General features: G+C 72.5%; 26 protein-coding genes. 15 read left to right on the plus strand and 11 right to left on the minus strand.

Translation table 11 applies throughout. The annotated features are described in order from the left end of the window. Nucleotides 1-32 precede the first annotated feature (32 nt). The 4 genes from ACIA5G_RS11325 to ACIA5G_RS11340 all read left to right on the plus strand — a co-directional run bounded on the left by ACIA5G_RS11325 (nt 33) and on the right by ACIA5G_RS11340 (nt 4,683). Nucleotides 33-758: a FadR/GntR family transcriptional regulator gene (locus ACIA5G_RS11325; RefSeq protein ID WP_395922485.1), complete on the plus strand. Its 726-nt coding sequence runs from the start codon at nt 33-35 to the stop codon at nt 756-758. A gap of 112 nt (nt 759-870) precedes the next feature. Continuing rightward, nucleotides 871-2,997 carry a hypothetical protein gene (locus ACIA5G_RS11330; protein ID WP_395922486.1) on the plus strand — a complete coding sequence of 709 codons (2,127 nt, stop codon included), beginning with the start codon at nt 871-873 and terminating at the stop codon, nt 2,995-2,997. A gap of 14 nt (nt 2,998-3,011) precedes the next feature. Beyond that, nucleotides 3,012-4,163 (plus strand): S8 family serine peptidase, encoded by a 1,152-nt coding sequence (locus tag ACIA5G_RS11335; protein ID WP_395922488.1) that lies wholly within the window; start codon nt 3,012-3,014, stop codon nt 4,161-4,163. A 58-nt stretch (nt 4,164-4,221) separates the two neighbouring features. Beyond that, a complete protein-coding gene (locus tag ACIA5G_RS11340) occupies nt 4,222-4,683 on the plus strand; it encodes a GNAT family N-acetyltransferase (RefSeq protein ID WP_395922490.1) in 462 nt (153 codons plus the stop codon). A 7-nt stretch (nt 4,684-4,690) separates the two neighbouring features. Here ACIA5G_RS11340 and ACIA5G_RS11345 read toward each other — a convergent pair whose 3' ends face one another. From ACIA5G_RS11345 to ACIA5G_RS11365, 5 genes are all read right to left on the minus strand, one after another. Beyond that, nucleotides 4,691-5,332, minus strand: a complete 642-nt coding sequence (locus ACIA5G_RS11345) for a LuxR C-terminal-related transcriptional regulator (protein ID WP_395922492.1) — start codon at nt 5,330-5,332, stop codon at nt 4,691-4,693. 3 nt (nt 5,333-5,335) lie between these two features. After that, nucleotides 5,336-5,725: a hypothetical protein gene (locus ACIA5G_RS11350; protein ID WP_395922494.1), complete on the minus strand. Its 390-nt coding sequence runs from the start codon at nt 5,723-5,725 to the stop codon at nt 5,336-5,338. Between the two features lie 30 nt (nt 5,726-5,755). Beyond that, on the minus strand, nt 5,756-6,961 hold the full coding sequence (locus tag ACIA5G_RS11355) for a cytochrome P450 (protein WP_395922496.1): 1,206 nt from the start codon (nt 6,959-6,961) through the stop codon (nt 5,756-5,758). A 204-nt stretch (nt 6,962-7,165) separates the two neighbouring features. Beyond that, complete coding sequence (locus ACIA5G_RS11360) at nt 7,166-8,557, minus strand: aspartate aminotransferase family protein (RefSeq protein ID WP_395922498.1); 1,392 nt, start codon at nt 8,555-8,557, stop codon at nt 7,166-7,168. Nucleotides 8,558-8,674: 117 nt separating this feature from the next. Continuing rightward, nucleotides 8,675-9,169, minus strand: a complete 495-nt coding sequence (locus tag ACIA5G_RS11365; protein ID WP_395922500.1) for an Lrp/AsnC family transcriptional regulator — start codon at nt 9,167-9,169, stop codon at nt 8,675-8,677. A 172-nt stretch (nt 9,170-9,341) separates the two neighbouring features. Here ACIA5G_RS11365 and ACIA5G_RS11370 point away from each other — a divergent pair, with 172 nt between their 5' ends. Beyond that, complete coding sequence (locus ACIA5G_RS11370; RefSeq protein ID WP_395922501.1) at nt 9,342-10,718, plus strand: APC family permease; 1,377 nt, start codon at nt 9,342-9,344, stop codon at nt 10,716-10,718. 1 nt (nt 10,719) lies between these two features. Here ACIA5G_RS11370 and ACIA5G_RS11375 read toward each other — a convergent pair whose 3' ends face one another. Next, a complete protein-coding gene (locus ACIA5G_RS11375; RefSeq protein WP_395922503.1) occupies nt 10,720-11,283 on the minus strand; it encodes a copper resistance protein CopC in 564 nt (187 codons plus the stop codon). A gap of 125 nt (nt 11,284-11,408) precedes the next feature. Between ACIA5G_RS11375 and ACIA5G_RS11380 the strand changes: the two genes are divergently transcribed. From ACIA5G_RS11380 to ACIA5G_RS11400, 5 genes are read left to right on the plus strand one after another with little or no spacing between them, the layout of a single operon-like run. Then, nucleotides 11,409-11,885, plus strand: a complete 477-nt coding sequence (locus ACIA5G_RS11380; RefSeq protein ID WP_395922504.1) for a hypothetical protein — start codon at nt 11,409-11,411, stop codon at nt 11,883-11,885. Further along, on the plus strand, nt 11,878-13,056 hold the full coding sequence (locus ACIA5G_RS11385) for a PPE domain-containing protein (RefSeq protein ID WP_395922505.1): 1,179 nt from the start codon (nt 11,878-11,880) through the stop codon (nt 13,054-13,056). Before ACIA5G_RS11380 ends, ACIA5G_RS11385 begins: the two co-directional genes overlap by 8 nt. Continuing rightward, a complete protein-coding gene (locus ACIA5G_RS11390; protein ID WP_395922506.1) occupies nt 13,053-13,346 on the plus strand; it encodes a hypothetical protein in 294 nt (97 codons plus the stop codon). Before ACIA5G_RS11385 ends, ACIA5G_RS11390 begins: the two co-directional genes overlap by 4 nt. Beyond that, on the plus strand, nt 13,339-14,031 hold the full coding sequence (locus ACIA5G_RS11395; protein ID WP_395922507.1) for a hypothetical protein: 693 nt from the start codon (nt 13,339-13,341) through the stop codon (nt 14,029-14,031). The genes ACIA5G_RS11390 and ACIA5G_RS11395 overlap by 8 nt, the downstream gene beginning before the upstream one ends. Continuing rightward, nucleotides 14,028-14,630: a hypothetical protein gene (locus tag ACIA5G_RS11400; protein ID WP_395922508.1), complete on the plus strand. Its 603-nt coding sequence runs from the start codon at nt 14,028-14,030 to the stop codon at nt 14,628-14,630. The genes ACIA5G_RS11395 and ACIA5G_RS11400 overlap by 4 nt, the downstream gene beginning before the upstream one ends. Here ACIA5G_RS11400 and ACIA5G_RS11405 read toward each other — a convergent pair. Continuing rightward, nucleotides 14,542-15,330: a helix-turn-helix transcriptional regulator gene (locus tag ACIA5G_RS11405; protein WP_395922509.1), complete on the minus strand. Its 789-nt coding sequence runs from the start codon at nt 15,328-15,330 to the stop codon at nt 14,542-14,544. The two genes, ACIA5G_RS11400 and ACIA5G_RS11405, sit on opposite strands and share 89 nt — an antisense overlap. Before the next feature lie 48 nt (nt 15,331-15,378). On the opposite strand from ACIA5G_RS11405, the gene ACIA5G_RS11410 reads away from it, so the two are divergent. Then, nucleotides 15,379-16,152, plus strand: a complete 774-nt coding sequence (locus tag ACIA5G_RS11410; RefSeq protein ID WP_395922510.1) for an ESX secretion-associated protein EspG — start codon at nt 15,379-15,381, stop codon at nt 16,150-16,152. A gap of 20 nt (nt 16,153-16,172) precedes the next feature. Here the strand turns inward: ACIA5G_RS11410 and ACIA5G_RS11415 are convergent, their stop codons facing one another. From ACIA5G_RS11415 to ACIA5G_RS11430, 4 genes are read right to left on the minus strand one after another with little or no spacing between them, the layout of a single operon-like run. Beyond that, entirely contained in the window at nt 16,173-16,640 is a 468-nt protein-coding gene (locus tag ACIA5G_RS11415; RefSeq protein ID WP_395922512.1) for a hypothetical protein, read from the minus strand. Beyond that, nucleotides 16,637-16,903 carry a YbaB/EbfC family DNA-binding protein gene (locus tag ACIA5G_RS11420; protein ID WP_395922514.1) on the minus strand — a complete coding sequence of 89 codons (267 nt, stop codon included), beginning with the start codon at nt 16,901-16,903 and terminating at the stop codon, nt 16,637-16,639. Before ACIA5G_RS11420 ends, ACIA5G_RS11415 begins: the two co-directional genes overlap by 4 nt. Beyond that, complete coding sequence (locus tag ACIA5G_RS11425) at nt 16,900-17,934, minus strand: CHAP domain-containing protein (RefSeq protein ID WP_395922516.1); 1,035 nt, start codon at nt 17,932-17,934, stop codon at nt 16,900-16,902. Before ACIA5G_RS11425 ends, ACIA5G_RS11420 begins: the two co-directional genes overlap by 4 nt. A gap of 1 nt (nt 17,935) precedes the next feature. After that, entirely contained in the window at nt 17,936-18,664 is a 729-nt protein-coding gene (locus ACIA5G_RS11430; protein ID WP_395922517.1) for a transglycosylase SLT domain-containing protein, read from the minus strand. A 142-nt stretch (nt 18,665-18,806) separates the two neighbouring features. Between ACIA5G_RS11430 and ACIA5G_RS11435 the strand changes: the two genes are divergently transcribed. Genes ACIA5G_RS11435 through ACIA5G_RS11450 form a run of 4 tightly spaced genes read left to right on the plus strand, consistent with a single transcriptional unit; the run spans nt 18,807 to nt 21,208 of the window. Next, a complete protein-coding gene (locus ACIA5G_RS11435; protein ID WP_395922519.1) occupies nt 18,807-19,304 on the plus strand; it encodes a L,D-transpeptidase in 498 nt (165 codons plus the stop codon). Nucleotides 19,305-19,324: 20 nt separating this feature from the next. Beyond that, complete coding sequence (locus ACIA5G_RS11440) at nt 19,325-20,092, plus strand: putative protein N(5)-glutamine methyltransferase (RefSeq protein ID WP_395922520.1); 768 nt, start codon at nt 19,325-19,327, stop codon at nt 20,090-20,092. Nucleotides 20,093-20,135: 43 nt separating this feature from the next. Further along, nucleotides 20,136-20,618: an RNA polymerase sigma factor gene (locus tag ACIA5G_RS11445; RefSeq protein ID WP_395922521.1), complete on the plus strand. Its 483-nt coding sequence runs from the start codon at nt 20,136-20,138 to the stop codon at nt 20,616-20,618. Continuing rightward, nucleotides 20,615-21,208: a methylated-DNA--[protein]-cysteine S-methyltransferase gene (locus ACIA5G_RS11450; RefSeq protein WP_395922522.1), complete on the plus strand. Its 594-nt coding sequence runs from the start codon at nt 20,615-20,617 to the stop codon at nt 21,206-21,208. Before ACIA5G_RS11445 ends, ACIA5G_RS11450 begins: the two co-directional genes overlap by 4 nt. Nucleotides 21,209-21,393: the final 185 nt, after the last annotated feature.

Below are 21,393 nucleotides of genomic sequence, written 5' to 3' on the forward strand. Positions count from 1 at the left end.
GTCCTCTCACGACGCATCCGGGGAGGACAGCAGTGGCCCGTCCGCAGCGCAGCGAAGAGATCACCAAGCGCATCATCGACCTGATCGTCGAGCGGGAGCTCCCGCCGGGCGCGCCCATGCCCACCGAGCTGAGCCTGATGGAGGACATCGGCGTCAGCCGCAACTCGATCCGCGAGGCGATCAAGGCCCTGCAGGCCCTCGGCATCGTCGAGATCCGCCACGGCTACGGCACGTTCGTCGGCTCCGCCGGCTCGGAGTCGCTGCAGACGTGGCTGCTGTTCCGCACCCGCGCGCGCGGCGCGACCGACGTCGGGCGGCTGCGCGACCTCCTGGAGGTGCGGGAGATGCTCGAGACCGAGCTGACCCGCCGCGTCGCCACCGACCACCGGCCCGGACTGGTCGAGGAACTGCAGGCCTGCGTCACGCGGATGAAGCGCAAGGGCCCGGACGCGGCGGAGGCCGACCGCGAGTTCCACGACCTCATCTGTGCCGAAGCCGGCTTCGACCTCGCCCGCGAGCTCACCGGCCTGTTCTGGGACGTCTACCGGATCGCCGAAAGCGAGCTCGGCGGCCCGGCGTCGTCCGCGACGGCCACCGCAAAACGTCACCAGGCCATCGTCGACGCCCTCCTGCTGCGCGACGCCGACGCCGCCGCCGAAGCCGTGCACCGGCACTTCGACGAGGTGCGCAAGCGTGCGAAAGCCGGTCCGTACGGGGGTTTCGGTGTCGCGCGGCCGGTGCCGGCGGCGCATTCCTGACTCTCGGTCGTTGAGCCGATCGAGGTAACTTCCGGAAGATCGGGAAACCGGGCCCAACGGATCCGGCGCCTGGCTCGTAGTAGTGGTGATCAACCACCACACGGAGGTGCCAGTGCGAAGAACTCTTTCGGCGTTCGCGGTCCTGCTCGCCGGCTCGGCGGGGCTGACCGGGCTCGCCCCGCCCGCTCTTGCCGCGACGACGTCGTCGACTGTCACATTGCCCACGGGTGACCGCGTGACCGTCCGGACCGCTTCGGACGGTCGCGACACCTTCGAGATCCGGCCCGCCGCCGAGAAGGGCATGGCGCGGGCGCTGGTGCACCTGCGCCTCGGCGAGCGCGACTACGAGGTTCCCGGCACCGCGCTCCCCTACCTCGGGCGCGGGCTCGACCTGAGCTTGTTCGACGTCAAGGCGCTCCTGGCCGGCGCTTCGGCCCCGGTCGACCCGTCGGCGTTCGGCGCCGCCTTGGCCAAGCAGTTCAAAGAGGACAACGCGAAGGGCCACTTCGGGGGTCAGGGGCTCTTCGCCGGGGGAAAGACCTTCGCGCTCTCGGGGGCACCGACGCGGCGGGCTGTCCAGCCCCGCTCGGTGATGCGCACGGTGTCCGTCGACGCCACGGACATCGGCGGCAAGCCCGCCGACACCGGCGTCGCGTTCCTGTACAACACCGACGACGGGAACCTCCTCGACCCGAGCGAGAACTTCAACTACTTCTCGGGCGGCACGGCGAAGTTCAGCGCGCCGGACGGCAACTACAGCGCGCTCGGCCTCTTCTGGACGGCCGACGCCGACGGCAACCCGACCGAGGTGCGGTTCAGCGCGCAGCCCGAGTTCGCGGTGAAGGCGGACAAGACCGTCCGAGTGGACGCTTCGCGTGCCTCCAGCAAGGTGACCTGGGTGACCCCGCGGCCCGCGTTGCTCGACGACACCGGGTTCTTCTTCCGGCGGGCCGCCAAGACCGGCCCGGCGCTGCTCGTCGACTTCGACGCCGGGCCCGGCGTGCCGATCTCGGTGTCGCCGACGGCGGTCCCGGTGCGCACCGGGGCGCTGCAGACGTATCCGTACAGCAGGCTCGTGTCCCCGCCCGGGCCGGGCACCCCGTACGAATACGTGCTGCAGAAGGCCAGCGTGGGCACGATTCCGCAGCAGCGGTACGTGATCACGGCGAAGGACGTCGCCACCGTGGACGCCACCTACTTCACCGAGTTCGCCTCGCTGGGCCGGCGGCAGCGCAGCGGCATGTTCGCCTTCGAGGACTCCAGCGGCCGGGTGTCCCACCCGATCCAGCTGCCCCGGCGGCAGACCGAGTACGTCTCGGCGGCGCCGGACCTCACCTGGCTCGGCGGGTTCTCCAAGTACGTCCCGCCCGGGCCGTTCGAAGCCTGGGCCGGGGGTCAGTACGAGGCGTTCCACGGCTACCGGGGCGGCTCCTCGGTCACCGAGAACTGGAACAAGTTCCCGCTGCACCCGGCGAGCCCGGTGGCCCTCGAGCCGCTGGACCACGCGACCGTCTACACCCAGCCGGGCGCGACCCGCGCCGGCGATCTGCTGCGGTTCGCGATCACGCCGTTCAGCGACAACGAGCCCGGCCACACCGGCTTCGGCTTCTACGGCGAGTCCCGGGACACCGTCACCGGGCACTACACGCTGACGCAGGACGGTGCGACGGTCGCCGAGGGCAACCCGGTGGGCGGCACCGCGCTCAACCTGGAGCAGGAGGTCGCCGCCGGGCCGTCGACGCTGGGGCTGACGATCGACGCGGGCCGCACCGGGCCGATGTACCGCCAGAGCACCGCGAGCCACACCGAGTGGACGTGGCAGTCGCAGCACGTCGAGGGTGTCACGCTCCCGCAGGCGCTGTACTGCGCGCGCGGGAGCGTGCCGGACCGGGCCTGCGCGGTCGAGCCCCTGCTGACCCTGGAGTACGCGGTCGGTGGGCTCCGGCCGGACGGCTCCACCGTTTCCGGGCCGCAGGGTCTCGACCTCACGGTCGGGCACCTGCAGCAGAGCGCCGCTTCGCCCGTCACAGCCGCAACGGTGCAGTACTCGCTCGACGGCGTGACCTGGCACGACACGACCGTCACCGCCCGCGGTGACGGGGTCTTCCACGCGGACTTCACCGCAACCACGGAGACCTTCCGCGGTGACGACGTCTCGCTGCGGGTCACCGCCGCCGACGCCGCCGGGGCGACCATCGCGGAGACGCTCACCGCCGCCTACCACGTCTACGCCGTCTGAGGGGAGTGTCCACTGTGTACATCCGAAAACTCGGCGTGCTGACCGCCGTGTGCGCGGCGGCGATCGCGCTGGCGCCGGCCGCGTCCGCCGCACCAGGGCCGCGCGCGGCCTGCCCGGACGCGGGGCCGAACGTCCTGCGTTGCCTCACCACGTTCACGCCGGCTGCGGTTCGCGCCCTGGCCGACGGCCCGGTCGGCTGGGGTGCGGACGACCTGGTGTCGGCCTACCGGCTACCGGCTTCGGCCGGTCCGGACACCGTCGTCGGCATCTCGATCGCCTACGACGCGCCGAACCTGGAGGCCGACCTGGCCGCCTACCGGGCGCAGTACGGCCTGCCGCCGTGCACCACGGCGAACGGCTGCTTCACCAAGGTCAACCAGCAGGGCGCCGCGGCTCCCCTGCCGGAGGCCGACTTCGGCTGGGCCCTGGAGTCCACTTTGGACGTATCGATGGTGTCGGCGGCGTGCCCGTCGTGCCGGATCGTCGTCGTGGAGGGAAACACACCCGGGTTCGCCGACCTCGCCGAGACCGAGGACACCGCGGTCCGGCTCGGCGCAAAGGTGGTGTCGAACAGCTACGGCGCCCGCGAAGGCGGCGCGCCGCTGGCATACGCGAGCCACTACCAGCACCCGGGCGTGACGGTGGTGGCATCGTCCGGCGACACCGGCTTCACCGCGGCGAGCTATCCGGCCGTGCTGGCCTCGACGGTCGCGGTCGGCGGAACGACGCTGGCCCGCGACCCGGATTCGGCGCGGGGCTGGGCGGAGTCGGCGTGGGAGTACGGCGGCAGCGGCTGCTCGGCCTACATCACCAAACCGAAGTGGCAGAAGGACACCCACTGCGGCAAGCGCACAGTCGCGGACGTCGCGGCGGTCGCGGACAGCGTCGCGATCTTCAACGCCGACGCGGGTGGCTGGCTCCCGGTGAACGGCACCAGCGCATCGGCGCCGTTCGTCGCGGGGTTGTACGGCCGTTCGGGGCGCGCGGGAGTCGCGGGCCCGGCGGACTTGTACGCCCACGCGTCCCAGTTCGTCGACATCACCACGGGCCACAACGACCCGGCCGGCGCGGGCAAGAAGTGCGGCGGTGATTACCTGTGCGTGGCCGGCGCCGGGTATGACGCGCCGACGGGGGTGGGAGTGCCGAACGGCCTCACCGGCTTCTGACCCGAAGCCGCTCCGCCGGGTGTTGAGCCCGGCGGAGCGGCTTTGCCAGAATCGAGAGGTGGCGAAGATCGAGATCCGTCCCGTGCGTCCGACCGAACTCGAAGCCGTCGCGGAGCTGCGCTGGCGCTGGGTGGCCGACCAGGACGCCTTGCCCGGCACCGGCCGCGCCGAGTTCGTGCGAGGCTTTGCGGCGTGGGCGCGGGAGAACGCGGCCACCCATCGGTGCCTGGTGCTGGTGCGAGACGGCCGGGTGGCGGGCATGGCGTTCCTGGCGATCACCGCGCGAGTCCCGACACCGCGAGAGTTCACCCGAGCCGCCGGCGACGTCCAGTGCGTGTACGTGACGCCGGAAGCCCGCGACAGCGGCCTCGGCGGCCTCCTCATCAACGCGATCCTGCACCTGGCCGAGCAACTCGAGCTGGAGCGGGTGACCGTGCACTCGTCGGAGCGCGCAGTGCCGGCTTACGAACGGCACGGGTTTGCCGTGTCGGCGAAACTGCTGCAGGCCGAACCGAGCTGAGCAGACCTCAGCCCGGCCGGCACAAGCCCCGCTCGTAAGCCAGCAACCCGGCCTCAGTCCGATGCGCGCACCCCAGCTTCCGCACCACCTGCGCCACACAACTCCGCACCACCGGCTCCGCCACGCCCAGCTGCGTCGCGATCTCGGCGTTCGTCAGCGCCGAACCGATCCCGACGAGCACCTCCCGCTCGCGCCCGGAAAGCCGGTCCACCCGCGCCAGCCGCTCATCCCGGGGCCCGGACAAGCGCGTTGCCGCGGACACGAGCCGGCGGGAGGCGTCCGGTGACAGCACCACGTGACCGTCCGCCGCCAGCCGGACCACCTTGATCAGCTCGTTGCGCCGGGCGGACCGCAGCAGGAACCCGGCCGCGCCGTCTCTCAACGCCCGCAGGATCCCCGCCTCGGAATCGAATGTCGCCAGCACCACCACCGCCGGACGGCGGGACACCGGGCCCAGCGGACCCAGGCGCGGGTCCAGCAGCACCACGTCGGGCAGCCGCCGCCGGAGGGTGGTCCGGGCCGCCGTCGCGTCGCCCGCCGTGCCGACCACCTCGATGCCGTCCGCCTCGCTGAGGAGCCCGCTCAAGCGGTCCCGCACGCCGGGGTCACGTTCGACCACCAGGACCCGGACCGGCTGCGGTGAGAGCACAACTCAGTCCTTGGGCCGCAGGCGGATCAACGGCAGGTCCGCCCGCGACGCGCCGACCAGGTCCCGGCCGCCCGGCCCGCGAAGCCGCAGCTCACGGAACCGCACCGACGACAGCTGCGCGGCTTCGATCGGGTAGACGTCGCCGTACCGCTTGATCTTGTCGACCAGCTCCTTGCCGAGCAGTTCCACGAGCCCGGCGTGCCGGGTCGCCCCGCCGCCCAGCGGCACGTCCAGCTGCTTGCGCACCTCGGGAAACCGCTGGTCGAGCTCGACGGCCAGCTGGTGGATCGTGACGTACGCGGGGCCGAAGTCCCCGGCGTCCGGCCCGGGCGGGATCTCCTGCAGCACCTTGACGAGCTTGTCGTCCATTCCGAGCTTGTCCCACAGGGTCATGCTGTCCCGTTCCCCTCTGTCGCCGCAGGTCTACCAGAGGACCGGCACGCGGTCCACTCCCCCGGTGACACGGTTGGTCCGGACCTCCAGTTCATCAACTGACGCGGCCAGGCGAAGCCCCGGGAACCGCCGGAACAGCGAGCCGAACACCACGCGCAGCTCGGTCCGGGCGAGGCTCGCGCCGATGCAGAACCAGCCGCCGTAGGCGAACGCGACGTGCGAGTTCGGCTTGCGGTCCGGGTCGAACGACTCGGGGTCGTCGAACACCGCCGAATCGCGGTTGGCCGCGGCCAGCGACAGGACGACGGCGTCCCCGCGGGCGACCGTCACCCCGCCGAGCTCGACGTCGTCGTGGGCGTAGCGCAGCACACCGAGCCCGCCCGGCGCGGACATCCGCAGGATCTCCTCGACCACCCCGTGCACCCGGCCGTCGGGGTCGGCGGCGAGCGCGTCCCGCCGGGCGAGGTCGGTGAGCAGGTAGAGCACGCCGAGGTCGATCCGGTTGGACGTCGTCTCGTGGCCGGCGAACAGCAGGCCGGCGGCGAGCCGGGCGAGGTCGTCGTCGGTGAACGCCGGGTCCTCGGCCTGCGCCCGCACCATGTCCGAGACGACGTCCTGGCCGGGCGCTCGCCGTTTGGCCGCCGCGAGCCGGCCCATGTACCCGGCGAACTCGTCGAGCGCGGCTTCGGCGCCGGCGCCGATGTCCATCCGGCCCATCCGGTCGGAGAGCACGCGGAACGTGTCGCGGTCCTCGTACGGGACGCCGAGAAGTTCGCAGATCACCAGGACCGGCAACGGGAACGAAAGGTGCTCGTGCAGGTCGACGGGCTCATCCCCGCGCCGGACCCGCTCCATCGTGGCGAAGCAGCCGTCGGCCAGCTCCTGGACGTGCCCGGCGAGCCGCCGGATCCGGTTGGCGGAGAACGCGGGCACGAGCATCCGCCGCATCCGCGCGTGTTCGACGTGCTCGGTCTCGTGGTCGCCCTGGGGACGGCTGAGGATCGCCGCCTCCGACAGCGCCGCCGCCTCCTCCGGCGCCGGGTGCGAACGGCCGAACCGCGAGTCGGTGAACACCGCGCGGACCTGCTCGAACCCGGTGACCAGCCAGGCCGGGTCACCCGTCGGCGTGGTCACCGCCACCACCGGCCCCTGGCGGCGCAGCACGCCGAACAGCGGGGCGATCTCCAGGACGTTCGGCCGCTCGAACGGCAGGCGCGGGGTCTCCGTGGTGGTCATCGGGTCTCCTCCCGGGTGCGCGGCCGGACGGCGCGAACACGGGCGGCCCGGTCACCGGCCGCTCCCCCCGGTCCCCCGGTTTCCACGGTACCGAGGAACCCGGCCCCCGGGCGGGAAAGCCGGGTTCCCCGCCCGATCGGGCCAAAGGCGGACCGGAACTGTCGGTGCCTTCCGCTAGCCTGGATTCCGGGGGCGGCGGCCCAGCTACAGCAGCTTCCAAGCCTGCGTCAACGTGTCCCGCAGGATCTGTTCCATCTCGTCGAACTGCGCCTGGTCGCAGATCAGCGGCGGCGACAGCTGCACCACCGGCTCGGCGCGGTCGTCGGCACGGCAGTACAACCCGGCCTCGAACAGCGCGTCAGACAGGAACCCGCGCAGCACCCGCTCGGACTCCTCGGCGCTGAACGTCTCCTTCGTCGCCTTGTCCTTCACCAGCTCGATGCCGTAGAAGAACCCCGCACCGCGCACGTCGCCGACGATCGGCAGATCGGTCAGCTTGTCCAAAGTGGACCGGAACGCGGCTTCCCGCGACAGCACGTGCCCGTAGATGTCCTCACGCGCCATCAGGTCGAGGTTGGCCAGCGCCACCGCGCAGGACACCGGGTGCCCGCCGTAGGTCGAGCCGTGCATGAACGTCGTGGCGCCGTGGGTGAACGGCTCCATCAGCCGTTCGCTCGCGAGCACCGCGCCCAGCGGCGCATAGCCGGACGTCAGCCCCTTCGCCGTAGTGATGATGTCCGGCTGGTAGCCGTACCGCTTGGCGGCGAAGTCGTACCCGACCCGGCCGAACGCGCAGATCACCTCGTCGGACACCAGCAGCACGTCGTGTTTGTCGCAGATCTCCCGCACCCGCGCGAAATAGCCGGGCGGCGGCACAAAACACCCGCCGGTGTTCTGTACGGGTTCGAGGAACACCGCCGCGACGGTGTCCGCGCCTTCGAACTCGATGGCCTGTTCGATCTGGTCGGCGGCCCAGCGCCCGTAGGCGGCGTAGTCGTCGGCGTGCTCGGGCGCGCGGTAGAAGTTGGTGTTCGGCACCCGCAGGGTGCTCGGCACGAGCGGCTCGAAGTCGGCCTTCGCGCCGGGGATGCCGGTGATCGACAGCGCCCCCTGCGACGTGCCGTGGTAGGCCAGCGCACGGCTGATCACCTTGTGCTTGGTCGGTTTCCCGACCAGCTTGAAGTACTGCTTGGCGAGCTTCCACGCCGTCTCGACCGACTCGCCGCCGCTCACGGTGAAGAACACGCGGTTCAGGTCACCGGGCGACGCGGCGGCCAGCCGCTCGGCCAGCTCGATCGCTGTCGGGTGCGCGTGGCCCCACAGCGGGAAGTACGCGAGCTGCTTCGTCTGCCGCGCGGCGGCTTCCGCGAGCTCTTCACGGCCGTGGCCGACCTGGACCGCGAACAGGCCGGCGAGCCCGTCCAGATAGCGCTTCCCGCGGGCGTCCCAGATGTAGGCGCCTTCGCCGCGCACGATCACCGGGACGTCGGTCTCGTCGTAGGCGGAGTGACGGGTGAAGTGCATCCAGAGGTTGGTGCGGGCGGACTGGGCGAGGCCCGAGGCGTCGAGAGCAGCGCGGTCGGCGGTAGTGGTCATGCCCTGGTTATCGCACGCGTCAGCGTCACGACGCAAGCGATTCAGTCGCCTGGACCAACTTTCACAACTAATCCATGGTCATCTACCCGCGACGAGCTTCGGATTTAGTCGTCACCCTCAGCGAGTGCCCCACTGGTAGGTCTGCTTCCGCAGCTTGAGGTAGACCATCACCTCGGCGTGCCGGACACCCGGCAGCGCGCGGATCCGCGTCGAGATCAGTTCCAGCAGCGCCTCGTCGTTCGCGCAGACCGCTTCACAAAGCAGGTCGTAACGGCCGGCGCACAGGATCACGTACGCGATTTCGTCCATTTCGGCCAGTGCGTCACCGACCGGCTCGAGCGGGCCCTCGACGGTGATCGCGATCATCGCCTGCCGGAACAGCCCGATCTGCAAGGGATCCGAGACGGCGACGATCTGGATGACCCCGGAGTCCGAGAGCCGCTGCACCCGCTGCCGGACGGCCGCCTCGGACAGGCCGACCGCCTTGCCGATCGTCGCGTAGGCGCGCCGCCCGTCCTCCTGCAGCTGGGCGATGATCTGCCGCGAGATGTCGTCGAGCACCGGCGGGGCGGGCCGGTGTGGGGTGTCCTGACTGCTCACGCCCCGGATCATCCTCCCCGCGGGCGACCCCAGGCAAACGCGGCGAGTTCGTCACAAAACGTCACTAAATGCGAAGAAGGACCTGGTCAACGGCAACGGATTTAGTCGTCTTCAGGCCGTTGACAACACCGAAACGGTGCTGTTCCATCCGTCGCACCTTGCCCCCTGGCCGGAGGGAACCCCCGTGCCCCGCACTCCCGCCCCGCCCGACACCACCACCGCCGCCCCGTCGAAGACTGCCCGCGGACTCACCCGGTCCATCGGTGTCGGCGGCGGCACGCTCCTCACGCTCAGCTGCGTCACACCGGCGTCGTCGCTGTTCGTCCTCGTGCCCCCGCTGTTCGCCGAGCTCGGCACCGGCACCGCCCTCGCCATCGCCCTCGCGGTGCTGCTCTGCGTCGGGATCGCCTTCTGCTACTCCGAACTCGGCACGTTGGTGCCGAGCGCGGGCGGTGAGTACGCGATGGTGACGACGGTGGCCAACCGGTTCGCCGGCTGGCTGGCGTTCGTGCTGTCGTTCATCGTCATCCTCGTGGTGCCGCCGATCATCGCGATCGGCGTCGCCGACTACCTCGCCGCCGTCGTCGACATCAACCCGTCGGTGGCGGGCGCGCTCGTGATGCTCGCGTCCACCGTGATGGGCCTGCTGAACCTGCGGTCCAACGCCTGGATCACCGGGATCTTCCTGCTGATCGAGATCGTGGCGATCTTCGTCGTGACGCTGCTGGGTTTCACGCACACCACGCAGAGCCCGGCTGTGCTGCTGAAGCCGAGCCTCGGCACGAGCGGGATCGGGCTGATCGCCGTGGTCGCCGGGCTCGCGGTCGCGTTGTTCGTCGTGCAGGGCTTCAGCACCGCCGTCTACCTCGCCGAGGAAATGCGCGAGCCGCGCAAGACGGTGGCCAGGACGGTGTTCTGGACGCTCGGCATCAGCGCGCTGGTCATCCTGGTGCCGGTCGTCGCGGTCACCCTGGCCGTGCCGGACGCCGCCGCGCTCGCCGGGGTCGACCTCAGCGCGCTGGTCACCGGCTGGAGCAACTCCGCCGTCGGCGTGGCGATCAGCCTGTGCATCGCGGCGGCGATCGTGAACGCCGTGATCGTCATGGTCATCCAGAACTCGCGGGTGCTCTACGCCTCGGCCCGCGACCAGGCCTGGCCGGCGCCGGTGAACCGCGCGATGAGCGTGGTGAGCGAACGGTTCGGCGCGCCCTGGGTCGCCACCCTCTTCGTCGGGCTGTCCGAAGCCGTCCTCTGCTTCGTGCCGGTGGACACGCTCAGCGGTGTCACCGGGGTCGCCGTCGTCGCGCTCTACCTCAGCGTCGCGGCCGCCGCGCTCGGCGCGCGCCGGGCGGCACACCACAAGCCGCACGTGTGGCGGATGCCGGCCTGGCCGGTGGTGCCGGTGCTCGCCGTCGTGGCGCTGGCCTACGTCCTGGTCGAGCAGAGTGCGCTCGACCTCGGCATCACGGCCGGCGTCCTGGTGGTGTCGGCGCTGTACTGGTGGGGCTACCTGCGCCGCCGTCCCGAGCGGTGGGTCGTGACCGTCCCGCAAGAGGAGTAGCTCAGTCCTTCGGGCGGCCCTTCAGCTGGCGCACGCCGACGATGATCACCGCGAGCAGGCCGACCACCGCGACCAGGATCCAGATCCAGCTCGGGATGCCGACGGCGTCCACGGTGGTGGTCGGCGCCGGAGAGCTGGGCGCGGTCGTCTGAGCCGCGGCCGCCACGGACGTCGTCGGAGCCGCCTCGCTCGAGGCCGCGGCGGTGAGGGTGAAGTGCACGGTGCCGGTGACGTTGTCACCGTCCTTCGCGACCACCTGCCAGGTCAGCGTGTAGGCCTGGGCGGGCCCGGCCGGCGTCACGGGCACCGTCACGACCCCGCCGGCGACCGACGGTGTGCCGATCTTCCACGCGGTGCCGTCGCGGCCGGTGACCTTGACGGCGTCCGGCGGCAGTGTCACCGGCTCGCCGAAGGTCAGCTGGACCTGCGTCGGCGCTGCCGCGAGCGACGCGCCTTCGGCGGGTGAGCTGGACTCGAGTTCGGTGTGGGCCGAAGCGGGCCCGGCGAGCACAACGAGCCCGAGGAGGGCGGCGAGCACGGCGCCGAACGTACGACGGAGGATCATCCGGACATCCTGCCCTATCCGCCCGTGCAGTCTTCGTGTCCACCCGTGCAGCCGGGTGGGTCTCCCTTCTCTTCGCGCCGCGCATTGGCCAGGATGGACGCCTGGGTGGCGAGGGAAGGACCTCAATGGCGACAGTGCGTGACGAAGCCGACGCACGGCGGCAGCTGCGGGCGGAGCACCAGCGCGAGAAGCACGAGCACCACGACCCGCGGGAAAAGGCGTCGGGTGTGGCGCAACCGCAGGGCGGGGGCGCGGCCGCGCTGGTCGCCGACGGCTCCGACGTCCTCGAGCTGGACTACGCCGAGGTGGACGCGGCCAAGAAGGCCCTCGACGAACGTCACCAGGAGCTGTCCGCGTACCTCGAAAGCGCCCGTGACCTGGGCACGCCGCTGGCCGACGGCAAGGGCCCGGTGTCCCACTGGATGCGCCGCTCGTTCGGCGTGCGCGGCGGCGCCGAGGCCGGTGGGGTGCAGGCCGCTCTGACGTCGTACCTCGCCGAGCTCGCCGCACTGCGGCAGGCGCTCGACACCGTCGTCGCGACGCACAGCCGCAACGACGAGGAGGCCGCCGAGGCCCTCCGGGTGGGTGAGCGTGATGCCTGAGTTCCACTCCACGCACCACGAACCGACCAAGCGCGAGAAGGCGAAGGCGCGGCGCGTCCGGCGTGAGAAGGCCGCGAACAACCGTGAAGACGCCTTCGGGCGGATCAACTGGAACAGCTACGACCACCGTGAGCTGTGGGACATGGTCCAGTCGGCCGACCCGCCCAAGCTCGGCGAGCAGGCGCACCGGTGGGCCGAGCTCGCCAAGAACGTCGACACGGCCACCGGTGACGTCCACGCGCTGGTGCAGAAGCTGCTGCTGTCGTGGCGCGGCCCGTCGTCCGCCCAGGCCGCCGGCTCGGTGCAGCGGCTGACCGGCTGGGCCAGCACCGCGAGCGAGAACGCCCGGCACATCGGCGACGGCCTCGACTCCTACACCTCGGCGATCGGCGAGGCCCGGCGGAAGATGCCGGAGCCGGTGCACTACTGGGCCGAGCGGTGGTTCCAGGAGGGGTACGCCGTCAAGCGGCTCGACGGGCCCGAAGGCGCCTACATGCTGGACGACCTGCTCGACGACAAGCTGCCCACCAAGAAGCAGGCCGACGAGGCCAAGGCCGAAGCCGTCCGCGTGATGGAGCAGTACGAGGGCGCGAGCCACGACGTCCGCCACCGGCTGCCGCCGGCGTTCGACACCGCGCCGCAGGTGAGCGCGGTGAGCACGGACTTCGTCCCGCCGCGGGTGCCCGTGCCGGTGACGCCGGCCGTCGACGACCCGGCGCCCGGCGACGAGCCCGGCCGGCGACCGGACGACTCGACGTCGACCGCGTCCGCGCTGCCCGGCACGTTGACCGGCGCCGGGATGCCCGGCGGGCTCGACGGGCTGATCGGCCCAGGCTTGGGCGGTGTTCCCGGCGTTCCCGCTGGCCAGACGGGTGGCGCGGGGTACAGCGCCGGGTTCGGCCCGGGCTTCACCGGGGTCCCGGGTGCCAGCGGATCGGCCCTCGGTGACGGCGCACGAGCCGGTGTGGGCCGCGGACCGGGCGCCGGGATGTCCGGCTTCGGCCCGGGCCCGACCGCCGGCCGCGGCTCGGCGGGCGGGTACGGCATGTACCCGCCAGGCCAGGGCGCCCGGCGCGAGGACGACGAAACCGAGCACCGCGACAAGTACGCCGACGGGTACGACCTGCTCGACGACCTCCCGCCCGCCTACCCACCGGTGTTCGGCGAATGAGCGGGTTCCACGCCGACCCGGTTGCGCTCGACACCCTCGCCCGACGCCTGGAGGACACCGCCGAGGACCACAACGCCGCCGCGACCGACATCGAGGCGGCGGGTGCGGGCGACCTGGGCCCGCTGACGGTGTCCGCCGCACTCACCGCGCTGACCGGCGAGTGGTCCGGCAGGATACGAGCGGTGCAGACGGATTTCGCCACCGCCGCGGCAAGCGTCCGCACGGCGGCGACTGCCTACCGGACCACGGACGCGAACGCCGCCGAGGACCTGGGCCGAACCGATGGCTGAGTTCCGCGGCCTCGGCTTCGACCCGGCACCCGGCAGCCCCGACGCCGTCGCCGAAGCAGCCCGCCGCTGCACCGAGGCGGCAACCCGTCTCGCCGAAACCCCCGCCCCCGGCGAAATCCCCGAGTGGGCCGGACGATCCGCGCAGGCCCTGGCCAACCGCGCCCGAAACGCCGCCGCCGCCATCACCACCCTCCCGGACGCGATGCGCACAGCCGCAACGGTTCTCGACGGCTGGGCCGGCACACTCGTCGCCCACCGCCGCCGCGCCGAAGAGCTCGACGGCCGGGCCACCGCGGCACGCCGAGCCGTCGTCGACGCCGAAGACGACGTCGAGCGCGCCGAGACCGCAGCCCAGTTTTCCGCCGCCCACCAAGGAGAACTCACCGCCGCCCGCACCCGGCTCGCGGCCCGGCGCGACGACCTCGACCGCGTCCTCGGCGAAGCCCGTGACCTCGAACGCGCCCACACCACCGAAGCGGCCCGCATCGCCGAGCGGCTGCGGGCCCTCGGCGACGGCGCGCCCCTGCCGAGCGCACCGGATTTCCGGTCCCTCACGACGGAACTGGAGTCGTTCGAAGGTGCCGGGCGCGAACTGGGCGTGACCGTCGCGCGCACCCCCGTCACGCCGGTGACCCCGCCGCCGGGCGCCGTGAGCGCGTTCGCCGCCGCGCTGGGTGGCCGGTGAAACTGCCCGCCGTCCCGGGGATCACCCCGGTCAGCCTGGACTCGGTCGAGCGCACCACGGCCGAGCTGCACGCGCTGATGGCGCGCCTGCGCGGCCCCGACGCCGCCCGCGACCTCGGGCTGGAGGCGGCTGCCGTCCAGTCCGCCGAGATCGCCCACGACCAGCGCGCGGGACTGCTGGCGCTGGTCGAGCACCGTGACGCCGACCCGGCGCTGCTGATCGCCGGGGTGGTCGCGGTCGACGGCCCGCTCGACGAAGCCGCCGCGGCGGACCTCGGCCGGTTCGTCGCCGACCGGAGCCCGGGCATCCGCGAGGTGAGCAGCGCCCGCACCGGCCGCGGCTACCCGGTGGTGATCGTCGAGCGCATCGGCCTGTCCGGCGCGCAGCTGCAGGCGGTGGTGCTGGACCCGGACCGCCCGCGCGCCGCGGTGTTCACCCTCCACTCCCCCGGCGGCCGGGGCTGGCTGGAGGTCGCGGGCCTGGCCGGCACGCTCGTCGCCGGCGTCGACCTCACCCCCGCAGCGCCTGCTCCCGGAACTCGCGCGGGGTCCGGCCGGTCGCCGCGCGGAACGTCCGCGAGAAGTGCGGGGCGCTCGTGAACCCGCAGTCCCGCGCGATCTCCGCGATCCCCCGTCCGGCCTTCGCCGGGTCCGCCAGCAGCACCTTCGCACGCTCGATCCGCAGGCCCTTCAGCCGTTCCGAGACGCCTTGGCCGTCGTCGAACAGCTGGTACAGCCGCCGTCGCGAGATGTACAGCGCCTCGGCGATCCGGTCCGCCGTCAGCGACTGCTCGGACAGGTGCGCCCGCATGTACTCCAGTGCTTCGCGCCGCCGGGCCGCCAGCGCGTCGACGCGGTCGAGCTCGACGCGCAATGCGCTGCGGAGCACCAGTTCGGCCAGGCCCAGCAGGTGGTGGGCCAGCCCGTGCGGGTCGAGGCGCGGCCCGGCAGCCAGGACGTGCGCCACCGCGCCGGCGAACAGCGCCCGCAGCGGCGCGTCCACCTCGACCGGCCGGAACATCAGCGGCCGCAGCTCGGTGAACGAGATGGACAGCTTCGCCGCCGCGACGGTCAGCATCACGACGCCGGACGGCTGCAGGTGCAGCGTCGCGTCCGCGAAGGTCAGCTTCGCAGCGGACTCGGCGACCGCGCGCGGCACCGGGCAGCGCAGCAGCAGCTGGATCCCCTCGGGGGCACCGGACGCGCCGCCGAGGATCGCCGCGCGCGCCGCCGCCGCGCCCGAGGCGCGGACGACGAGGTACCCGCTCGCGGGTACGTCCACAGGGTGCGGCTCGGCCATCGGCACCATCGTGCCCGACGGCGGCCGCCCACCACGGGAAGGGGGACCATGGCGCGCCGCACCGCGACGACGGCGGGAGTGATCCTGTCGCATCTGGAATTCGATCTCCTCTGGGATGACCTGGGGCCGGGCGGGCCGCCGCCGCACCCGTTCGACGTGCCGGCGCACGGCGCCACCCACGCCGAGCGCGACGACCTGGGTGTCCGCGTGTTCGCGGGGCTCGCCGAGGCCGGGCTGACCGACGGCGACGACGTCGACCCGGACCTCGCGGACCTGTTCGGGCTGCTGGGTTCGCCGACGCTGAGCGTCGACGCACTGGTGCTCGGCGACGCGCCGTGGCGGCTGCTCGCCGCCGTGCGGGACGCGTCCGGGGTGCTCGCCGTGCTGGACGAGCGTGACCTGGTGCTGGAGCCGTTGCGCCCGGCCGACCTGGTGCCGGCGGTGGCGCGGATGCTCGGCGACCAGCCACCGGGCCCGGGTGACCAGCTGCGGCTCCCACGTACGACGTACTCGACGGCGATGGACGCCTACGCACGCAGCGGTTACGACGCGTTCGAGCGAGCCTTGGGCGCGGCCGGGATCACCGGCCGGGCCGTGCGGCCGCTCGCCACGCTCGTCACCGCCGAGCGGTACGCCGCGGGCCAGCTGGCCGCGACCGGTCCCGCGGGCCGCACCCCGGTGCTGGCCTGGTTCGACACCGCGGCCGGGCGGTACGCCGTGACACCGGAGGACGTCGGCGGCGAGCCGTGGGTGATGGTCACGCCCGCGGACGGCGGGTGGCTCGCGGACCGGATCACCCGGTTGGTCGACAACGCCTGCTGACCGGGACTTTCACGGGAAAGTCAGGTCGCCCAGGTCGCCGGAGTGAAGGAGTCGTCTCCGGGCTCGCTCGGCCGGATCTTCGGACCGGCCCAAACCTGGGGCTCGGCCCGCCGTCGCGGCCGGATCTCAGGCCCCTCGGACCACTCTTGCGGCTCGACGGGACGCGGCCGGATCTGCGGCCCGTCCGCGCGGTGCGGTGAGGCGTCCGCGGGCAGCAGATCCCCGAGCAGCTCCCGCCCCTGCCGCAGCGCGTCACCCGCGGCCTCCTCGGCCAGCCGCCGGACCAACCCCGCCAGCTCCCCCGGCGACCGGTTCAGCGCCCACCGGTCGAACCGCAGATCGACCAAAGCTCCGTGCAGATCGACCAGCACGGAAACCCCGTCACCCGCCGCACGAGCACGGATCGCGGCCAGCCGGGCGCCGAAACCCGGGTCGGGGGCCGCGAACGCGTCGTCGGCCAGCTCCACCGCCGTGCGCTCCGCGTTCACTGGGCCCGCCAGCTTTCCGGTGTGGTCTCTTCCGCGGCTTCCCCCGGTTCGGGCAGGCCGAGCCCCTCGAACCCGTCGTCCAAGGTGTGCCAGAGCGACGCCGTGGCGCGGGCCGACGCGGCCGCCGTCAGCACCAGGATCCGGCGGGCGAGCTCGTCCGGCTCCAGCCGCAACGCCGCCGCCTCGAGCGTCAGCTCCTGCAGTGCCCCGCCGGGCGCGACCTCCACGGCGACCGTCCGGTCGGCGGCTTTTCCGGTGATCACGGGTGGACCCCTCCGTAGAACGTCGACGCCGAGAGCGTGTGCGTGTTCCGGCGGACGGCGTCCCCGGAGTTGCCCTCGATCATCGTGACCTGGTTCCCCTCGACCTTCTCGACGATGCCGATGTGCGTGCTCGTCGAGGTGTTCTGCGGCCCGGTGCCGAAGATCAGCACGTCGCCCGGGCGTGCCTGGTGCAGCGAGTTCTTGCCGTACGCGTGCCCGTTCTGCTGGCCCCAGTGGTAGACGTCGCCGCTGAACGGCAGGACCGGGATCTTCACCCCGGCCTTGCGCCACATCGCGGTGGCGAACGACGAGCACCACGCGGCGGTCGGCCCGTACGGGTTCCGGTTGCTGCCGGGCGGGTTCTCGCGGACGCCGAGCTGCGTGCGCGCGGCGTGGACGACGTCCTTGCCGCGTCCGGACGCCTTGCTCGGGTGGGTTCCCGTGCCGTGCGGCTGTTTCGCGTGCGCCGGCGCGGCCTTGTCCGCGACGCCGTCGTGGGTCAGGTCCTTCCGCAGCTCGTTCAGCTTCTTCGCCGCTGCCTTGAGCTCTGCGTCGACGTGCCTGAGCGTCGACGCGGACTGACGCGTGTACTGCGGAGCCAGGTCCGCGACGCTCCCGACGGCCCGCATCAGCGCGGCCTGCGTCCCGGTGGCCGCGCCGGCGTCGAGGATCTGCTTCGCCTTGGTGGTGTACTCGTCGACCAGCCGCTGCACGGCCGTGTGCCCGCTGTCCACTGTGGACGCGACGTGGGCGACGACCTTCTCGGCCGCGGCGCCGGCCGCGCCGGTGACCCGCAGTTCCTTGGTGAGCTTCGCGCTGGTGTGGCGGAAGCCGTCGGCGCCCTGGCCGTGCCAGTGGCCGAGCACGGTGGTGCTTTCCTTGTGGTAGGCGTCGTGCTGGCCGTCCAGCGCGCCGGCCACCTGGTGCAGGGCGAACTCGGCACGGACGGCGTCCTCGGCCTTCCCGGCGAGCTTGTTGCGGTGCGCGATGAGGTCCTTCGCGAAGGAGCGCGCGAGCGCGGTGGTGTCCATGTCAGCTCCGTCGGGCGTGGTCGTTCAGGGCGGCGGCGGTGGCCGTCTCGTGGTCGCGGTAGGACTTCGCGGCCTTCTGCGCGGCCGAGGCCAGCCCGTCGGCGTGCGCGCCGACCCCCTTGACCTGCTTCTGCAGCGCCAGGCCGAAGCCGGCGAGCGCGTCGGCGAAGCCCGACTCCTTGCCGATCTTGCCGAAGCTCTCGTGACCGATCTCGCGCACGTCCCGCAGCTGCCCGGTCGCGCTGCCGAGCGTGTCGGCGACGTGCCGGGTCCGCTTCACGTAGGCGTGCAACACGGCGTCGTCCACGCGGAGCGGCTGACCGCCGCTGCCGGACTGCGCATGCGGCTTGCCGTGGTGCTTCGTGACGTCTTGGGCGGCCTTGCGGGCGGCCGTGAGGTGGTCCTTGTAGGCGCCGTTCGTGTACGTCGACCAGGGCGTGAAGTCGTGCCCGTCACTCGAGATGCTGTTGGCGACCCGGGCGTTGGTGTCCGGGTCGAACAGCTGGTCGTTCGACTTCAAGTGGTACTGGTGGCGCCGCTCGGGGCCGAGCGCGCCCAGCATGTTGATCTGCCACAGGCCGTAGGAGTTGTCCGGCGGCGTGGCGTTGTGCGCGGTCGTCCGCCCGCCGGACTCGGCCAGCGCGACCGCGACCGCGGTGGTCAGGCCCTGGCCGCGGAACCCGGCCTCGTAGGCGTGCCGGGCGATCTGCTCGGCGCTCAGCTTGGTCATGGGTTCGACCTTGACCGTCCGGGTACCCGCCGCGGTAGCCGAGCTGCACGCAGGGACAACCCGGGTGCACGCCCCGGCTCAACCTCCGGGGCCGCTCAGCCGTACTGCTCCCGGAAGGACCTTGGTGAAGAGGGGACGACGGATGCGCAGAACCGGGGTGGCGACCCTGCTGGGATTGGTGCTGGTCACGGCGGCGTGTTCGGCGCCGCGCACGACGACGCCGAGCCCGATCGCCGAGCCGGCGCCACTGACCAGGACGTCCACGCCGACCGCCGCTCCTCCTCCACCCGCGCCGACCTGCGCCGTCACCACCGGCGCGTGTGTGAGCCTGTCGCTGCGGCTGGCCTGGCTGCTGCGGGACGGCCAGGTCGTGCGCGGCCCGGTCCCCGCCGGGTTCGGGCCGCCCGACCAGTCGACCCCCGCCGGCTCGTTCCGCGTCGCGTGGAAGGACCGCGAGCACACCAGCAGCAGCTACGGCACGAACATGCCGTACTCGGTGTTCTTCGCCGCCGGCGGCATCGCCTTCCACGAAGGCCCGCTGGACGCGCCGTCACACGGCTGCGTCCACCTGAACAACGCCGACGCCGCGGCGTTCTTCGACGGGCTGAACGTCGGTGACGCAGTGCAGGTCCAGGGCTGATCCCCGGGGTACGGTGACCCGTGCCCGATACGTTTTCCGCCGTCGTCTCCAAGCTGCGCTCCGCCGGGTGTGTGTTCGCCGAGGACGAGGCGGACCTGCTCCTCGCCGCCGCGACGACGTCCGCCGAGCTGGACTCGCTGGTCGAGCGCCGGGTCGCCGGGCTGCCGCTGGAGCACCTGCTCGGCTGGGCGGAGTTCCACGGCCTGCGGATCACCGTCCGGCCCGGGGTGTTCGTGCCGCGGCGCCGCACGGAGTTCCTCGTCGACGTCGCCGTCTCGCTCGCGCCGCCGGACCCGGTGGTCCTCGACCTGTGCTGCGGCTCCGGCGCGCTGGGCGCCGCGTTCGCCGCGGCGATGCCTCCGCGTGAGCTGCACGCCGCCGACGTCGAACCCGCGGCCGTCGAGTGCGCCCGCGTGAACGTTCCCGGCCAGGTGTACCTGGGCGACCTCTACGACGCGCTGCCCGGCTCTCTGCGCGGCCGCGTCGACGTGCTGCTGGCGAACGTGCCGTACGTGCCGTCGGACGCCGTCTCGACCATGCCGCCGGAGGCCCGGCTGCACGAGCCGCTCAGTGCCCTCGACGGCGGCGCGGACGGCCTCGATCTCGCCCGCCGGGTCGCCGCGGGCGCGCCGGACTGGCTCGCGCCGGGCGGCGTCCTGCTGGTGGAGTCGAGTGAGCGGCAGGCCCCGATCGCCACGGAGATCTTCGCCGCGGCCGGGTTGCGCACGCGGGTGCACACTTCCGAGGAGCTCGGCGCCACCGTCGTCAGCGGAAGCGCGATCCCGTGACAAACTCGATCTCACGTTTCGGCGTGGGGAGCGTCTACAAGGTGTGATCGTGAAACCGTTCGAGCAGATCGTGGCCGAGCACGGGCCGATGGTCCTCCGGGTCTGCCGGGCCGTGCTCGGCCCCGCCGACGCCGAAGACGCCTGGTCGGAGACCTTCCTCTCGGCGCTGAAGGCCTACCCCGAGCTGCCCGCCGAGGCGAACGTCCAGGCGTGGCTCGTCACGATCGCGCACCGCAAGGCCATCGACGTCACCCGCGCGCAGGCTCGCCGGCCGGTCCCGATCGGCGACGTCCCGGATCGGCCGGGCCGCGCGGAAGCGTGGGACGGCGACCTGTGGGACGCGCTGGCCCGGCTGCCGGACAAGCAGCGCACCGCCGTCGCCTACCACTACGTGGCCGGGCTGCCCTACCGCGAAATCGCGGAGATCACCGGGGGCAGCACCGACGCCGCCCGCCGAGCGGCCGCCGACGGCATCAAGGCCTTGCGGGCCATCTATCCCGCCAGCTTGGAAGGAGCGCACTCATGACGGACATCTTCGCGTCGTTCCCGGTGGAGTACGAGCTCAACCCGCACCGCCTCCACGAGCGGCTGACCGCGGCCGCCGAGCGCGAAGGCCTGCTGGACGTCGCCTACCGCACCCTCGACAGCCCGGTCGGGCCGCTGCTGCTGGCCGCAACCGAGCGGGGCCTGGTCAAGGTGGCCTTCGACCGCCAGGACCACGACGCGGTGCTGGCCGCGCTCGCCGAGGCGATCAGCCCCCGCATCCTGCGCGCCCCCGCCCGCCTCGAGACGGTCACCCGCCAGCTCGACGAGTACTTCACCGCCGGCCGCCAGACGTTCGACGTCCCCCTCGACTTCCGCCTGGCCCGCGGCTTCCGCCTCTCGGTGCTAGAGCACCTACCGGAAATCGGCTACGGCCACACGGAGAGCTATTCCCAGGTGGCGGCGGCCGCAGGCAGCCCGAAGGCAGTCCGCGCGGTGGGAACGGCCTGCGCGCTCAACCCACTGCCGGTGGTGGTGCCTTGCCACCGGGTAGTCCGCTCCGACGGCTCGTACGGCCAGTACGCCGGCGGCGAAGAGGCGAAGCGGGTGCTGCTCACGCTGGAAGCGGCTTGAGCCTTCCGTCGACGGCGCTCACTCCCTGCCGACGGAGACACCTCGCCACCGGGTCGACCGGACCGCGAGGTGTCTGCCTGGCCTGCGTTGGCGTCGGCACCGCCGGTGAACAGCAGTAGCAGCTCGATCACCAGTGACACCACGATCACGGCGGCGATGACGCCGCGGCACGGCCGGCTTCCGAT

It is taken from the genome of Amycolatopsis sp. NPDC051758 (assembly GCF_044453095.1).
Taxonomy (GTDB): Bacteria; Actinomycetota; Actinomycetes; order Mycobacteriales; family Pseudonocardiaceae; genus Amycolatopsis.